Below are 16343 nucleotides of genomic sequence, written 5' to 3'. Positions count from 1 at the left end.
ATCTCTCCTTAGCAGCGGCCGATCGCGTCCGCGCGGTCGTTCGTCCCGTCCGGCATCGTGTGCCTGCCGCGGTTCGGCGGAAGCGTGTCGAGAAGCACCTTGTTCCCGTTGTCCCACAGGCAGTACTGGTACCTGGTCTTGTTTCCCCAGCTGCTGACGCGGTCGTGATCCCCGGCGTTCAGCGTCCGGAAGGCCGGGGAACCGTACGCAGTCGGCGCGTAGGCGAAGTTGCCTTCGGTCCAGACACAGACGTTGTTCGCCGGGCAGTCTCCCCAGGACTGCACCGAGATCGGCGACGAAGGGGCGGCCATGGCCGGTGCCACGAACGAGCCGGCGAGCGCGACCCCGCCGAACACGAGCACGGCGAGCCTCGACGATGTGCGGTTCATTGCGTTACCTTTCGCGGTTCGGAGACAAGGCCGGGCAACTGCCTCGTCCGGTCGGAATGGACAGTGACGTGAGGTGGGTTTCCGTCCCGCCTCGAAGCCAGCCTTGACGGCCGACCGTGTGCTTTGCTTGCGAAACCTCTGCAATGCGCTGGTCAGGGTGCTATCTCTGAGTGCCTGGCAAGGGCGGACGGCGTGGGGGATGGTCATGGTTGTCCAGGTGGGGCTCCTCGGTGAGGTGACCGTGCACGTCGACGGCCAGGCCGTGGAGCTCGGGCCTGCCAGACAGCGCTGTGTGCTGGCCGCCCTGGCGGTGGACGCTCCCCGGCTGGTTCCGGTGGACTCGCTGGTCGAGCGGGTCTGGGGCGCCCGGACCCCGCGTCGCGGACGCGAGACGCTCCACAGCTACATCTCACGGCTACGGCAGGCTTTGTCGGGCGTAGGAGCGCTGGAGGTCGTCAGCCGATCCGGTGGCTACGCGTTGCTGTCGGCCCAGCCCGGCCAGGTGGTGGACCTGCACCAGTTCCACGAACTGCGCGGCCGTGCGCGGGCCGACGACGCGCAAGCGGCGGCGTTGCTCACCGAGGCGCTGGCGCTGTGGCGCGGCGAGGCGCTGACCGGACTGACCGGCGACTGGGTGGAAACCGAACGCGAGCGGCTGAGGCGGGAGCGCTGGAACACCGAATGCGACCTGACCGACCGCCTCCTGGACTCGACGGGCGATGAGGACCTGGTCGCGCGGCTGTCGGCACGGGTCACCGCGCAGCCGCTGGACGAACGGGTGGCAGGTCAGTACTTGCTGGCTCTCCACCGCGCCGGTCAGTCCGCCGACGCGCTGGCCTACTACCAGCGGCTTCGGCAACGGCTCGTCCGGGAACTGGGTACCGACCCGGGCGCTCCGCTCCAGGAACTGCACCAGCGCATCCTGACCGCGGACCCCGCCCTCGCCGCGGCACCCGCGACCGCTCCGTCGGTGCCGTCGGTGGTGCCTCGGCAGCTGCCCGCGCCACCGACACCGTTCGTCGGCCGAGGCGAGGAACTCGACCGCCTCGACGCCATCCTCCGCCAAGCGGGCGAAGCGACGCTGGCCATCGGCGCGCTTTCCGGCGCCGGTGGCTTCGGCAAGACGTGGCTGGCACTGCACTGGGCGCATCGGCACGCCGGCGAGTTCCCGGACGGACAGCTTTTCGTCGACCTGCGCGGCTTCAGCCCGGACGAGCAGCCGATGCCACCGGCGGTGGCGGTGCGCGGTTTCCTCGACGCGCTGGGCGTGGACGCGAGTCGCCTTCCCGCAGATACGCATGCTCAAGCCGCATTGTTCCGCAGCCTGGTGGCGGACAAACGGATGCTGGTCATCCTGGACAACGCCGCCGACGCCGACCAGGCAGGCCCGTTGCTGCCCGGCGGCGCGGAGTGCGCCGTGATCGTGACCAGCCGCAACCAGCTCACCGGGCTGATCACTGGCCACGGGGCCCGGAACGTACGGCTGGACGTGCTCACCGCCGACGAGGCGCACGCGGTGCTGGCCCGGCGGCTCGGCTCCGCCCGTCTCGACGCCGATCCCGCGGTGACCGACGAGGTGATCGCACAGTGTGCGGGATTCCCTCTGGCGCTGAGCCTCGTCGCCGGCCACGCCCACACCCGTCCCGATCTCCCGCTCGCCGCCATCGCCGCCGAACTCCGGGAACTCGATCTGGGCATGCTGGACGACGACACCGCGGGTCTGTCCGCCGTGTTGTCGTGGTCGTATCGGGCGCTCAAGCCGGGGCAAGCCACCGTGTTCTCGTTGCTCGGCGTCGCGCCGGGCCCCGACATCGGCCTGTCGGCGGCGGCCGCCCTCACCGGCCTTTCCCCGCACGAGACCAGGAAAGCCGTACTGGCCTTGGAACAGGCATCACTGGTCAAACAGGACTCCCGCGGGCGGTTGCGGATGCACGACCTGATCCGCCGTTACGCCGCGGACACCGCCAAGGGACTACCCGGTGGTGCCCTCGACGCCGCGTTGCGCCGGCTCGCCGATTTCTACCTGCACACCGCCTATGCCGGCGAGCGTCTCATCGGTCCTCATCGGCCCGCGATCCAGCTGTCGGATCCCGAACCCGGTGTCCGGCCCCAGGATCTGCCGGACGCGGAAAGTGCGTTCGCCTGGTTCGACACCGAGCACCCCAACTTGCTGGCGGCGCAGCACGCCGCAATGCAGCACGGCAGGCACCAGACGGTGTGGCAGCTGGCATGGACGCTGAGCACCTTCCACGCCCGGCGGGGCCACAGCCACGACGAGGTCATGGTGTGGCAGGCCGGTCTCGCCGCAGGGGAACGCCTCGACTCGCCCGCCGTGCACACCCTCACCCGGCGGCTGCTCGGTGGGGCTCTCGCCGGTGTCGGCCGGTTCGACGAGGCGATCGAATCCGTGCACCAGGCACTCGCCTTGGCCGAACTCCATCACGACCACGTCAACCAGGTGCGGAGTCACCGGACGCTGGCGTGGGCGTGGGGGAGGAGCGGGGACGACCGGAAAGCGCTGGAACACGCGACCCGCGCCCTCGACCTCCACCGCGAACTGCAGGACCCGATCGAGGAGACCTACGCGCTGTGCATCGTCGCGTGCTACGCCGCGCAACTCGGAGAGCACGATCGGGCGTACGAAGACTGCAGGCTGGCACTCGACCGATGCCGCGAACACAACCTCCGGGAAGGCGAGGCCTCGGTCCTCGACACCTTGGGCTACCTCGACCACCGCACCGGCCACCATCGTCGTGCCATCCGCAACTACCGCGAGAGCCTCGCCAGGTACCGCGAGCTCGGTGACATGTTCGTGGTGGCCGAGAATCTCGAGAAACTCGGTCATCCGCACGCCGCCCTCGGCGAGGACGACGACGCCCGCACGGTATGGCGAGCGGCGCTGAGCCTTTACGAGGACCAGCGCCGTGACGCCGAGGCAGAGCGGCTGCGACAGCGGATCGACGCGCTCGGCAAGTGATTCCGCGCGATGGCGACCCGTGCCCGACTCCCTGGACCTTGCCGAACACGCCACGCGGGGAGTCCTCACCGCCTAGGATCTGCCTGGCGTCGCCGGGTGTCCGGCGGAGAGTTCGTGGAAGGCAGGCATGGAATCCCTTTCGTACACGGTCATCGAAACCATCCCGCGAGTGTTGCTGCTCGTGGTGGGTTTGCTCGGCCTGATCTTCTCGATCAAAGGCCGCTCCAGGGGAGTCTCCGGCCTGCTGGTGGGGGCTTTCGCCATCATGATCGTCACCACCTTGGCGAGCATCGTCTGGCAGTTCGTGCTGTCGAACATTTCCTCGTGGGCCGGCGGCCTCGACGCCAGTGAGATCCGCATGATCCTCATGGGGGTCGGCATCCCGCTTGAGGCCCTGACGGTGCTGTCCTGGCTCCTGGTCGCGATCGGGGTGGTCAAGAGCGGCCGTTCGCTCCGGCAACCCGCCCCCGTGCCGTATCCGGGACAGGCCGGTTACCCGATGGCCGCGCAGCCACCGGGTTTCCCGGCTCCGCAGCCCGGCACCGCTCAGCCCGGTCAACCACAGCCGCCTGCTCAGCAGCCGCCGAATCCGCAGCAGCCGCCGAACTAGCGCGGGCAGAGGTGCTCAGCGGGGCGCGCCGAACCAGTGACCGAGCGCGGCTTCGAGGTCGTCCGGGTCACCGGCCCAGCACACGTAGCCGTCCGGCCGGATGAGCATCGGCTCGGTGCCGGCGCCCTGACCGGCGCGATCCACCCGGTCCGACCAGAGATCGGTGACCTTGGCGAACCGGTCGGCCGGGTCGATCAGGACGCCGCGCCCGGATCGCAGCAGTTCATACGCGCGGACCGGGCCGAGGTCCAGATCCGGCGCGGAACGGCCGACGAGCGGATGTGTGTCGGTGCCCGGCATCGGATAGCGGATGGCCATGCCGGACAGCAGGTCGCCGAGATGCCGCTGCACCTCCGGAAGCCGCGTCAGGTCCGCGAAAAGTTCCTTGGCGGCCAGCACGTCCGGATCGCGGGTGCCCACCCAGTCCATCAACAGGCTCTGCGCCTGGACGTTGCGCAGCACGGCGGCGCCGACCTGGTGCCGTTCCGCGTGATACGTGTCCAGCAGGTCCTCCGGCGCCCAGCCGCGCACGGCCGCGCCGAGCTTCCACCCGAGGTTGAGCGCGTCCTGGATCCCGGTGTTCATGCCCTGTGCACCGAGCGGAAGGTGGATGTGCGCGGCGTCGCCTGCCAGGAACACCCGTCCGTGCCGGTAGTGCTCGACCTGCCGGGCCGCGTTGGTGAGGCGGCGGGAGTAGCACAGTTCGAGCAGTTGGACCCGTGACCCGAACACCCGGCGCAGGCCGTCGCGGATCTCCTCCTCGGTGATCGGGACTTCGCGGGACACCGAACGGCCCGGCCCGCCGACGACCAGCCTGCGCAGTTCGCGGCCCTGCGGATCGGTGCCGAGCGGGAACAGCGCCACCCAGTCCCCGTCGTCGGTCCAGGTGTGTGACGCCACCTGATCGGCGCCGCTCAACCGGACGTCGGCCGAGAGCACGGTGGCCTTACCCGCCTGACCGGGAAACCCGGCCCGCAGCAGGGAACGCACCGTGCTGTGGGCGCCGTCGGCGGCGACGAGATACCGGCAGCGAAGGGTGGTGCCGCCCGCGAACGTCGCGGTGACCCCTTCCCCGTCCTGGTCGAGGCCGGTCAGTTCGTGGTCACGCCGGACGTGGATGCCTTGCGTGGCAAGGTGTCGCTCCAGAAATCCTTCGATGGCCACCTGGGGCACCGAACGCCACGGCAGGCGGTGCCGAGCGTACTCGGGCGAGAACGGGACGCCGGCGAAGTGGCCGATGCTGGTCGGATAATTTCCGGTTTCCAGCAAGGGTTCCAGCAGGCCGCGCTGATCGAAGGCCTCCAGTGTGCGCGACTGCACGCCGCCTGCTTTGGACAGTTCACTTCGCCGCGACAGCCTGTCGGCCACCACCGTCGAAACCCCCGCGAGAAGCAGTTCGTTGGCCAGCGTCATACCGGTCGGACCGGCGCCGACGACGAGCACGTCGGTGTCCATGGATTCTCCCTCTGGTCGTGTCGATCGGGACGAGAGCAACGTTCGCGCGCCGGGACCGGACCAGGCCAGAAACGGGCGTGACTGTGCCGATATCCGACACTCGCTAGGCTTCGAAGCGTGGAATCCGACTACGACGAGCTTGATCGCCGGCTCGTGCACGCTCTCCAAATCAACGGGAGGGCGCCGTTCAGCTTGATCGCCGAGGTCCTCGGCGTGTCGGATCGCACCATCGCCCGCCGGTACGCCCGATTGCGGTCGACCGGCGCGGTGCGGGTGCTCGGCGGCGTCGATCCGGCCGCGCTGGGTGCGGTGCTGTGGTTCCTGCGGGTGCGCTGCGCGCCCACCGCGTCGGGCGCGGTCGCCGAAGCACTGGCCGGACGTCCGGACACGTCCTGGGTGAGCCTCACCTCAGGCGGCACCGAGATCACCTGCACGGTCCGTACGGAGAACGAGTCCGACAGCGAGACGTTGCTCCTGGCCAAACTCCCGCGCACCCCGCGCGTGGAAGGGGTGACCGCGCACTCCGTCCTGCATGCCTTCTACGGCGGCGCGGACAGTTTCGTCGCCAAGATCGGCTCGCTCGACGACGAGGCGATCGCGCGGCTGCGCCCGCCTCCCGTGCCGTACCGGCCGGGACCGGTGCGGCTCGACGACGGTGACCGGAAGCTCCTGGCCACGCTCGCCACCGACGGCCGGGCCGAGCTCGCGCGGTTGGCCGCGGTGACCGGCTGGTCGCCGACGACCGTCCGGCGGCGGATGACCGAACTGCGCGAGCGAGGAGTGCTGTACCTCGACATCGACGTCGACGGAAGCCTGTTCGACATCACCACCCGGACCGTGCTCTGGCTCTCGGTCGCCCCCGCTTACCTGGAGGAGGCCGGTACGGCCCTGGCCGGGCATCCCGAAATCGCGTTCGCCGCGGCCACGACCGGGCCGACGAACCTGTGCGCGACCGCGGTGTGCGCGGACCAGCGGGAGCTGTACCGGTACCTGACCACGCGGGTGGCCGCGCTGCCCGCCATCACGCATATCGAGACGGCGCCGGTGATCAAGACCGTCAAGCGCGCCGCGAACCGGGCGCGCTGAGGTGGTCGTGAGTGGCTTGAGGGGTAAGGCAACGGTGTCCCTGCCTGGTCGCCGGTCCGTGAAGGCCTCCTTCACCCCGGGGTGCGCCGTCCTCATGGGCAATGGGGGCTCGAAGGTGTTGCGAAAGCCACTTTCGCAACCTTCAACGTTGCGAAAGTGGCTTTCGCAACACCTCCTACGAGGCCACGCTCCCGTCGCCGATGCTGATCAACGCCGAGACGTTGACCTGGCCGTGAAGGCCTCCTTCCCTACTCTCAAGGTAGGGAAGGAGGCCTTCACGGACTTGGCACGCGACAGGACGTCTTCGCCCTACGCCTCAACAATCCGAATCGTCGCTCACGACCACCTGAGGCAGGCCCGGTCTCAGTTCTTCCCGCTCAGGTAGGCGAGAACCGCCAGAACCCGCCGATGCCCGCTGTCCTCCGGCAGCCCGAGCTTCGCGAAGATGTTCCGGATGTGCTTGTGCACCGCGCCGTCGCTCACCACCAGGAGCTCGGCGATGGTCGCGTTGTTGTAGCCCTCCGCCATCAGCCCGAGCACTTCGCGCTCCCGCGCGGTCAGTCCTTCGAGCGGATCGGTGGCCCTGCGGTGCGCCATCAGCTGGGTGATGACCTCAGGGTCCATGGCTGTCCCGCCCTTGACGACCCGGTCCAGCGCGTCGAGGAACTTCTCGACCTTTCCGACCCGCTCCTTGAGCAGGTACCCGACGGCGCCCTTGCCGTCGGCCAGGAGTTCCGCCGCGTAGCCGGTCTCGACGTGGGCCGACAGCACGAGCACGGGCAGGCCGGGATGCATCTTCCGCGCCTTGACGGCGGCGCGGAGGCCTTCGTCGGTGTGGGTCGGCGGCAGCCGGACGTCGGTGATGACCGCGTCGGGCCGGTCTTCGGCGACCAGTTCGAGGAAGGCGTCGACATCGTCCACCGCCGCGACGACGTCGATGCCCGAGGTGTTCAGCAGCAGCACCAGGCCTTCGCGCAGCAGCGCGTCGTCCTCGACGATCACGACCCGCATGGCAACTCCACTTTCACTACGGTCGGCCCACCCACGGGGCTGGACAGTTTCAAGGTGCCGTCGAACGCCTCGGCGCGTTTGCGGATGCCGGACAGGCCGCTGCCGCCGGTTTCGTCGGCGCCGCCATGGCCGTCGTCGCGAATCTCGATGAGCAGGGCGTCGGCCGCGCCGTCGAGGGTGACCCAGGCGCGCTCGGCGCCGGAGTGCTTGGTGATGTTGGTCAGCATCTCGGCGACGACGAAGTAGGCGGCCGCCTCGACGGCGGCGGGCCGGCGGCTGTCGCTGCGAATGTCCACAGTGCACGGAACCGGGCAGCGATCGGCCAGCGCGGTGACGGCGCCGTCGAGGCCGCGGTCGGTCAGCAGTGGCGGGTAGATGCTGCGGACGACGGTCCGCAGTTCGGCCAGCGCGCCTGTCGCGGTGTCCTGCGCCCTGCCCAGCAACTCCCGGGCCTTCTCCGGATTCTTCTCGAAGATCGAGTCGGCGATCCCGAGCTGCAGCACCACCGCGGCGATCCTCGCCTGGGTCCCGTCGTGCAGATCCCGTTCGAGACGGCGGAGTTCGGCGCCGTGCGCCTCCAGCGCGGCGGCACGGGACGCGGCCAGTTCGACGACGCGGTCGGTCAGCACGACACCGGGCGCGGGCGAGAGCAGCTTGCGCGCGACGGAAGCCTGCCACCGTGCCACCTTGGGCGCCAGGAACGTGATCGCGATCATGCCGACGCCGCTGATCAGGCTGAGCCCCGCCAGCGGCCAGGACGTCACCACGAACCCGAGCGAGCTTTCCATCCCGCCGGGCACCGTCTGCCAGACGAACGCCGTGACGACCTGCCGGAGGCCGCCGAGCGGCAGCGCGATGGCGAAGATCCCGATGACGAAACCGGTGGCGCCGTGGAAGAGAAGCCATCCCAGGTCCCGCCGCGAGGCCGGGTCGGTCACCGGATTCCCGGCGCGGTACGGCTCGGGGATCGGCTCGTCCAGCAGGCGGGAGGCCCGGCGGCGTTCGAAGTCGACCGGACGGCGGATCAGCTGGAGCGCGACCGGCAACGCCGGGATCCCGACGCCGAACGGGCACATCAGCAGCACGAACAGCATGCCGACGAGCACGAACCAGGAGACCATCGAAGAGGCCGCGCCGACCGCCAGGTACCGGATCGCGGACCAACAGGACCGGAGCCGGGTGATCACGCCACCAGTCTCGCATCCGGATCCGGCCGCTTGTGCTCGGTATCCACCTCGGCCCGCCACAACCAGGGGCGCGGGTGTGCTTCGCCACGTCAGCCGCGGTGAAGCCCGCTTCCGGAACACTTGCGAGCACCTGGCTCCCGATGTGGCTTCGCGCGGCCACGCCGCCTTACCACCAAGATCACGGCGACCACGCAGAGCAGGAGCAGACCCGCACTCGGCCAGACAGCACCCGGAACGACACCTTGTTCCGGTCGGTCCTGGTCGAACCCGATTTCGCCCTTGCGATCGGCCGGACCACCTGGCAGCCGGTCGCCGTACCGGTTCGCGAGCTGCCGCTGATACCCGGCGAGGGGGAGGGACTCGCCGACGGGATTCTGCGGCAGACTCGCCCTCAACAACGTGACCTTGCCCGGTTCCAGGGCGTACCAGCCGTTGATCTGGGGTTCACTGAGCAGCACGGCTCCCGGCGCGAGCGTCTCCGCGAGCCTGTGTTCGTCTTCACCCGACAACGCCGCCTCCACCGTCCAATCGTCGGCACCTTGTGGCGTGACCTGCAGTGTGGCCTTCCGGCCATCGGCCGCTGTGACCACGACGGCGACATAGGCGAGTCTTCCTACGGGTGCTCCTGGAAGTCCGCGGACGAAATCCGGATCGATCGTGTACGCGGGCGTTCCCGTTTCCGCGACTTCCAGCGCTCCCGGCGCGGGAGGCCCGCCCTGTTCGAGATTCGTTCTGGCGATGCTCGCCGCCGCCGGCGTGTGTGCCGCGCGGACGGCTGCCGAGAGCCGAGCCGCGTCGAGACGCGGCACCTCGTCGCGTCGGGCGTCGGCGGCGGGCGGGAACGCCACGGAGGTGAGCAAGACCGCCGTCAGCAGGAGGACGGCTCGAACAGGACGGGCCATGGCGGGTCAGCCCTTCCTGATGCCGCTGATGGTGTCGGCCCAGCTGAACGAGTTGTTGCTCAGGTAGCTGTTGTAGGTACGGGTTTGGTAGCGCTGGTACGACGGCCAGGGGTCGCCGTAGTTGATCGTGGAGTTCCCGGTGTCGTAACCGTAGATCGTCTGCGCGTGATAGCCGCCGTTCGACCAGTTGATGTCCGCCATGATCGGCTGTCCCGCGTCGATCTGGCGCCGGAGCTCGTCCCACGACAACGCGCTGTCCACATAGGTCGCCCGGAACCCGGTGTTGTGGAAGCCCTGGGCGATTTCGGTCATGTAAGCCGTCTCGTTCGGACAGTTTCCGACCGCGGTTCCCTTGGTCTCGGCGCAGAACTCGTCTTGGCTGATCGAGGCGCCGAGGGCCTGTTCGATGCCGGCGCCGTCCGCCGCCCAGCACCACATGTCGTATTTCTGTTCCAGCTGGGTGTAAGGCAGGACTCGTTTGGCTGTGATCGCGTCCTTTGCCGCGCCGCCCGCGAGTTTCAAGTGGGTGTTGTCCGCGACCTTGGAACTTTCGACGCCACCGGGGCGCTCGGCATCCTGCGCCTGCGCGGCGGGAGTGAGGACGAGAACCGAGGCGAGGGCGGGTGCCATCAGGAACGCGCCGGTGACGGCACGACGAATTGCCTTCATTCTTTTCTCCAAGGGGGATTTCGAGGAATGGGCACCGCGGTCCGCTTAGTTTCGGCCGCCCGTTTCCGGCGAACAACCGACTAAAGTCGAATCGGATCGGCGTGTGTGCGCCACTGGCGCAAGAGCGCCTGCGCTGGGTTACGGTGCATGGCACCCTTGTCCGAGGAGGCCGAAGATGCCGCACGCCGACCCGCTCTATGACCGCTTGCGCGGTCTCGGACTACGCAAGGCTCAGGCGCGGATCTACGGCACGCTGCTGCGGCGCGGTCCGTCCACAGTCGCCGATCTGGCGTCCCAGGTGGACTTGAGCCAGGCCAAGATCGAAGCCGCGCTCGTCTCGCTGACCGAACTCGGCATGACGACCCGCTCTGACGGCGAGGGGCCCGGAACCGTCATGCCTCTCGACCCGGCCGCCGCGGTCAAGATCCTGACTGCGCGACGTGAAGCCGAACTGACGGTGGCCGGGCGGGACACCCTGCGGACCTACCAGCGCTACCTCAGGAACTCCCCGGCCCCGGCGGGACCGGACGCCATCGAGTTCGTCTCCGACGAGGTCCTGCAGGGCAGGGTATGCGAACTGGAACGCAGCGCCGCGGAGCGGATCCGTCTCCTGGACACCCCGCCCTACGGCGCGCCGACGATCGACAACCCGATCGAGCTGGCCAACCTCCGGCGTGGCGTCCGGTACCAGGTCGTGTACGCACGAGCATCCGTGCAGGACGCCCGGTATTTTCGCGACAATATCGCCCCCTGCACGGCGGCGGGTGAACAGGCGCGCGTGGTGAGCACGATTCCGGCGAAGATGATGATCGTCGACGACCGCGCCGCCCTGGTCTCACTGACCGCCGCGAGCGCCGACCAGCACCGCAACGCGATCCTCGTCCGGGAATGCGGCCTGCTCCCCGCGCTGTGCGCGCTGTTCGCCTCCGTCTGGGACCGTGCGAGCCTGCTTTCCGAACGCGGCGAGAACGCCGACGGCCTGCGCCACGAGGATCGGCGGCTGCTCGGCCTGCTGGCCGGTGGCGCCACCGACGAAGTCGCCGCCCGGAACCTCGGCATCAGCAGGCGCAGCGTGACTCGCAGTGTCGAACGACTGATGGTCGCCACCGGCTCGACCAGCCGCTTCGAACTCGCCCTGAACGCCGCGCGGGCCGGCTGGCTCTGACGGATCGCGTCCCGGCGACGGCGCACCTCTCCCGGATCACGGATCCGCTGTCATGGTGGTGCCAGCACTACCCCGGATCTTCCCTCTCGCAGGATCGTTCCGAGCCCTTGGCGACCGTAGATTTTCTCGAGAGAGATCACCACCGCATAAGGGGAAACGATGAATTCAGGGGGCGCGTGCGCCTTGGCGCTGGAATCCGTGAGCAAGGTCTACGGATCCGGTGACGGCGCGGTCACGGCGTTGAACGGGGTGACCGTCGGGGTGCGCAGGGGCACGTTCACCGCGGTGATGGGACCGTCGGGATCGGGCAAGAGCACTTTCCTGCACTGTGCGGCGGGGCTGGACAAGCCGAGCTCGGGCCGGGTGCTGCTGGGGGACACCGAGCTCAGCGGGCTGCGGGAGAAAGCGCTCACCGAGCTGCGGAGGACCCGCATCGGGTTCGTCTTCCAGGCCTACAATCTGTTGCCGTCACTGAACGTTCTGCAGAACATCACCTTGCCGACGCGGCTGGCCGGGACGAAGCCCGACCCGCACTGGCTGCGCGAGATCGTCGAGGGTGTCGGCATCGCGAAGCGGCTCGAACACCGTCCGTCGGAACTCTCCGGCGGCCAGCAGCAGCGGGTCGCGATCGCCCGCGCGCTGGTCACCCGGCCGGAGGTCGTCCTCGCCGACGAGCCGACCGGGGCACTCGACACGCGCACCGCGCGCCAGGTGCTCGATCTGCTTCGCTCCATTGTGGACGACATGGGGCAGACCGTGTTGATGGTCACTCACGACCCGGTCGCGGCGTCGGCCGCGCACGGCGTGCTGTTCCTCGCCGACGGCAAGCTGGCCGGGCATCTGCCGCAGCCGACGCCGGAGCGGGTCGCCGAGCGCATGACCCACCTCGGGGAGTGGTGACGTCATGTGGGATCTGGCATGGCAGACGACGAAGACCCGCTTGAGCGGTTTCGTGGGCGCGTTCGTCGCGATCCTCTGCGGTACGGCGCTGGTCGCCGGCTGCGGCATCCTGATGGAATCCGGGCTGCGGGCGGGCGTCCCGACCCAGCGCTACGCCGACGCGGCGGTGGTCGTCGGCGGGCAGCAGACGGTCGACCCGCCCGGCGCCGGGCCGATGGAAAGCAAGCAGGTCACGGAACAGGCTTCGGTCCCGGTGTCGCTCACCGGCGCGATCGCCGCGGTGCCCGGGGTGCGCGGTGTGGTGGCGGAGCAGAGCTTCCCCGCCACTGTGGTGACCGCCGACGGCCGGGCGCTGACCGGGCCGGAGGGCGGTGAGTCGCTGGGTCACAACTGGGACGCCGCCGCGCTGGCGCCGTTCTCGCTGCGTGACGGACAGGCGCCCGCCGGTGCCGGCGAGGTCGTCCTCGACGCGGACCTGGCGTCGCGGAGCGGGGCCGTCGTCGGCGGGCACGTGAAGGTGGCCGTCCGGTCGACGCCGGTGGACTTCGTGGTCTCCGGGATCGCCGCGCCGAAGTCGGGCGACGGCCTCACCCGGCAGTCCGCCGTGTTCTTCTCGCCGGAGAAGGCGGTCGAGCTCGCCGGGACACCTGGCCAGGTGCACGCGATCGGTGTGCTGGCGGACCCCGGCGTCACGCCGGACGACCTCGCCGACCGGATCCGCGACGCGGTGGGCTCCGACAAGGTGACCGTGACGACCGGTGTCGAGCGCAGCACGGTCGAGTTCCTCGACGTCAGCCAGACGCGGATGCTCCTGATGGCGCTCGCGGGCTCGTTCGGCGGCTTCGCGCTCCTCATCGCGGTGTTCGTCGTGGCCAGCACGCTGGCGCTGGTCATCAACCAGCGTCGCCGGGAGTTCGCCCTGCTGCGGGCGATCGCGGCGACACCCCAGCAGATCCGCAAGCTCATCGGAGCCGAGACGATGCTGGTCGCGGTGGTCGCCGGTGTGCTGGGCAGCGGCTTCGGCGTGGCGGTCGGCTTCGGGTTGAGGAACGCTTTCGGGGCCATCGGGGTGATCCCGCCGGACTTCGAACTGGCGCTGAGCCCGATCCCGCTCGTCGCCGCGCTGGCACTCGGGCTGGGCACCGCCCGGCTGGCCGCTTGGTCGGCTTCCCGGCGTCCGTCGTCGATCCGGCCGGTCGAAGCACTCGGCGAGGCGGCGGTGGAACGCAAGGAACTCGGCAGGGTCCGTGTCCTCGTCGGCTTCGCGCTGGTGGCGATCGGCCTCGGTGGTTCGCTGGTCCCGATCTTCCTGCGCGGTGAACCCGGCCTGGCGGTCTCGTCGATGTCGGCGCTGATCATCGTGATCGGTCTCGCCGTGCTGAGCCCGAAGGTGGTCGCGTTCATGACGCGGCTGATCGCCCCGGTGCTCAACCGGACCTCCCGGATCAGCGGCTACCTGGCCGCCGCCAACAGCCAGGCCAACTCGCGGCGCCTGGCCGCCGCGGTGACGCCGGTGATGCTGGCCGTCTCCTTCGCGCTGACGATGTTCTACAGCCAGACCTCCGCGGCCGCCGCCCGGCAAGAGGAGACCGTGGAGTCGACCACCGCGGACCACGTGCTGGCGAGCACCACCGGCGGCGTGTCCCCGGAGGTCGCCGAGGCGGCGCGGCGGATCCCCGGCGTCGCCGCCGCGACCCCGGTCGTGCGCACCCAGGTGCTGAACACGGTCCAGGAGCAGGACACGGTGCGCGTCGAGCAATACGGGGCGCAGGGTCTGGACGCCGCCCAGATCCGCGGGAACCTCGATCTCGACGTCGTGTCGGGCAGGATCGCCGACCTCACCGGGAACACCGTGGCGATGAGCGAATCGGAAGCCGACTGGTACGAGAAGAAGATCGGCGACGAGGTCGAGTTCTACTTCGGTGACGGCGTTCCGGCGAAGCTGCGGCTGGTCGCCACCTACACCCGCGACCAGGCTTTCGGCCGCTACGTGCTGCCCGCGGACCTGGCCAGGGCGCACACCGGTGACCAGATGGACGATTCGGTGCTGGTGCGGCAGCAACCCGACGCGGACCCCGCGGCCGTGACCGCCGCCCTGCGCGACCTCGCCGTCCGCTACCCGGGGCTGGTCGTGACGCCGGGATCGGCGATCGCGGCGCCCGCGGGCGGTCAGCAGCAGGCCCAGTTCTACGTGAACCTGGTCGCGGTCGGCGTGATCCTCGGCTACGTCGTGATCTCGGTGGCCAACACGCTGGTGATGAGCACCGCGCAGCGGGCAAGGGAGTTCGCCCTGCTGCGCCTGATCGGGACCACGAAACGCCAGGTGGTGCGGATGATGCGGTTCGAAGCGCTGGCGACGGTGGGAGTCGCGGCGCTGCTGGGGACCGTGGTGGCGGGGATTCCCCTGACGCTGCTGAACCTCGGTCTGCGCGGGACGCCGCTGCCGGCGGGCACCGTCGCCGTCTTCGGCGGGGTCGTCGCCGGGGCGATCCTGCTCGGCCTGCTCTCGCTCGGGCTCGCCACCCGGGTGGCGCTGCGGTCGAAGCCGATCGAGGCGATCGGCCTCCGCGAGTAGTGCGTTCCCCGTCGTCCGGTCAGCCCTCCGCGGCGGGCCGGACGGCGGGGATCTTCCCGCCGCGGAAGGCGTCCACGAACAACCGGTGGTCCTCCCGCGACTGCTCGGCGTAGGCCATCCCGAACTCGGTCAGCGTGCGGACGAACTCGTCCTCGCGGTCGCCGATGACGTCGGCGATGGCCTCCTCGCTCTGGAAGTCCACCAGCGTCTGCTCGGAGTCCGAATCGGACACACAGTGCATCTTCGCGGTGGCCCGGCCGAGATAGTCGAGGACCGGCCGCATCTCCGCGGGCTCGGTCAGCTCCGACCAGTCCAGATCGTCGACGTAGGGTGACAACTCCGACACGACGAACCCGGTCCCGTCGATCTCGGTGTACCCGAGCCAAGGATCCGCGTGCGCCTGCAACGCGCGCTGGGAGACCGCGGTGCGATGACCCTCGTTGGTGAAGTAGCCGCGAATGCTCTCCTCGGCGACGATCCGGCTCGGCGCCGCGACGTTCCCTTGTTTCATCGACAGGACGACGTCGTTCTCCAGCGCCTGGGTCCGGCCCTCGACGAGGATGTTGTACGCGGGCAGCCCGGCCGAGCCGATGCCGAACCCGGACCGGCCGACGATGTCCTTGACCCGGTAGGTGATGCTGCCGAACCGCTTGTTCTCCGGAATGGTGTCCAAATAGGACTGGAAGGCGGCGATCACGGTCTCCCGTTCGGCCTTCTCCAGGACCCGGACGCCGGGACCGTGCCGGAACCGGCGGTCGTAATCCACCACGGTGGTCAGTTCGTCGAGCAGGTCGATCCGCGTCTTGAGCCGGGCCCGGAGCAGGACGTCGTGCAGGACGCCTTCGGTGCTGTCCAGCTGGAGCCGGACGAGCTCGTCGCCGGGGCGCTCGGCGTACTCGCGGACCTGCTTGACGTACGCGCGCAGGTAGGTGCCGATCAGCGTCTCGATGTCGTCGTCCGAGATCGCCTTGCTCCACGCCAGCAGCGCGACACTGGCCGCCAGCCGCTTGAGGTCCCAGGTGAAGCAGCCGAGGTAGGCCTCGTCGAAATCGTTGACGTCGAACACGAGCGTCCCGGAGGAGTCCATGTAGCTGCCGAAGTTCTCCGCGTGGAGATCACCCTGGATCCACACCCGGCTGGTCTCGTCGTTCGCCCACGGATCGTCCTCGTCCGCCATGTCCGCGTAGAACAGGCACGCCGAACCCCGGTAGAAGGCGAACGGGGCGGCGGCCATCTTGCGGAACTTGCGGCGGAACGCGTCGGCGTCCGCGCGCATGAGGTCGTCGAAGGCCTCCACCAGCACCTCGACGATCCGCGCTTGCCGGTCGCCCTCGCCCCGCTCGCGGATCCGCTCGACCACACCTGTCATCACGACCTCCAGACGGCCTTCACGGTGCCACAGGTCGGTTCGCCGGGC

General features: G+C 69.5%; 13 protein-coding genes. 6 read left to right on the top strand and 7 right to left on the bottom strand.

The features are described 5' to 3' along the window. Positions 1 to 8 precede the first annotated feature (8 nt). Positions 9 to 389, bottom strand: a complete 381-nt coding sequence (locus IE302_RS06015) for a peptidase inhibitor family I36 protein (protein ID WP_191252510.1) — start codon at positions 387 to 389, stop codon at positions 9 to 11. 205 nt (positions 390 to 594) lie between these two features. Here IE302_RS06015 and IE302_RS06010 point away from each other — a divergent pair, with 205 nt between their 5' ends. After that, positions 595 to 3366 (top strand): AfsR/SARP family transcriptional regulator, encoded by a 2772-nt coding sequence (locus IE302_RS06010; RefSeq protein WP_191252508.1) that lies wholly within the window; start codon positions 595 to 597, stop codon positions 3364 to 3366. A gap of 127 nt (positions 3367 to 3493) precedes the next feature. Next, positions 3494 to 3976, top strand: a complete 483-nt coding sequence (locus IE302_RS06005; RefSeq protein WP_191252506.1) for a hypothetical protein — start codon at positions 3494 to 3496, stop codon at positions 3974 to 3976. A gap of 15 nt (positions 3977 to 3991) precedes the next feature. On the opposite strand, the gene IE302_RS06000 is transcribed toward IE302_RS06005, so the two are convergent. Continuing rightward, positions 3992 to 5431, bottom strand: a complete 1440-nt coding sequence (locus tag IE302_RS06000; protein ID WP_191252505.1) for an FAD-dependent monooxygenase — start codon at positions 5429 to 5431, stop codon at positions 3992 to 3994. Positions 5432 to 5548: 117 nt separating this feature from the next. Here IE302_RS06000 and IE302_RS05995 point away from each other — a divergent pair, with 117 nt between their 5' ends. Continuing rightward, the gene (locus IE302_RS05995; protein WP_191252503.1) at positions 5549 to 6517 is read left to right on the top strand and encodes an Lrp/AsnC family transcriptional regulator; all 969 of its coding nucleotides are present in this window, start codon (positions 5549 to 5551) and stop codon (positions 6515 to 6517) included. Between the two features lie 363 nt (positions 6518 to 6880). On the opposite strand, the gene IE302_RS05990 is transcribed toward IE302_RS05995, so the two are convergent. The 4 genes from IE302_RS05990 to IE302_RS05975 form a co-directional block, all read right to left on the bottom strand. Next, on the bottom strand, positions 6881 to 7528 hold the full coding sequence (locus IE302_RS05990; protein WP_191252501.1) for a response regulator transcription factor: 648 nt from the start codon (positions 7526 to 7528) through the stop codon (positions 6881 to 6883). Next, on the bottom strand, positions 7516 to 8715 hold the full coding sequence (locus IE302_RS05985) for a sensor histidine kinase (RefSeq protein WP_191252499.1): 1200 nt from the start codon (positions 8713 to 8715) through the stop codon (positions 7516 to 7518). The genes IE302_RS05990 and IE302_RS05985 overlap by 13 nt, the downstream gene beginning before the upstream one ends. Positions 8716 to 8804: 89 nt before the next feature. Then, positions 8805 to 9617, bottom strand: a complete 813-nt coding sequence (locus IE302_RS05980; RefSeq protein WP_191252497.1) for a hypothetical protein — start codon at positions 9615 to 9617, stop codon at positions 8805 to 8807. Positions 9618 to 9623: 6 nt separating this feature from the next. After that, positions 9624 to 10286, bottom strand: coding sequence for a papain-like cysteine protease family protein (locus IE302_RS05975; RefSeq protein WP_191252495.1), 663 nt, complete (start codon positions 10284 to 10286; stop codon positions 9624 to 9626). A 175-nt stretch (positions 10287 to 10461) separates the two neighbouring features. Between IE302_RS05975 and IE302_RS05970 the strand changes: the two genes are divergently transcribed. From IE302_RS05970 to IE302_RS05960, 3 genes are all read left to right on the top strand, one after another. Further along, positions 10462 to 11451: a helix-turn-helix domain-containing protein gene (locus IE302_RS05970; protein ID WP_191252493.1), complete on the top strand. Its 990-nt coding sequence runs from the start codon at positions 10462 to 10464 to the stop codon at positions 11449 to 11451. A gap of 159 nt (positions 11452 to 11610) precedes the next feature. Next, positions 11611 to 12351: an ABC transporter ATP-binding protein gene (locus IE302_RS05965; protein ID WP_191252491.1), complete on the top strand. Its 741-nt coding sequence runs from the start codon at positions 11611 to 11613 to the stop codon at positions 12349 to 12351. Between the two features lie 4 nt (positions 12352 to 12355). Further along, the gene (locus IE302_RS05960; RefSeq protein WP_191252490.1) at positions 12356 to 14926 is read left to right on the top strand and encodes an FtsX-like permease family protein; all 2571 of its coding nucleotides are present in this window, start codon (positions 12356 to 12358) and stop codon (positions 14924 to 14926) included. A gap of 19 nt (positions 14927 to 14945) precedes the next feature. On the opposite strand, the gene IE302_RS05955 is transcribed toward IE302_RS05960, so the two are convergent. After that, complete coding sequence (locus IE302_RS05955) at positions 14946 to 16295, bottom strand: DUF2252 domain-containing protein (RefSeq protein WP_191252488.1); 1350 nt, start codon at positions 16293 to 16295, stop codon at positions 14946 to 14948. Positions 16296 to 16343: the final 48 nt, after the last annotated feature.

Source organism: Amycolatopsis oliviviridis, from assembly GCF_014654365.1.
Lineage (GTDB): Bacteria > Actinomycetota > Actinomycetes > Mycobacteriales > Pseudonocardiaceae > Amycolatopsis > Amycolatopsis oliviviridis.
This window is presented reverse-complemented; position numbering and strand designations above follow the sequence as displayed.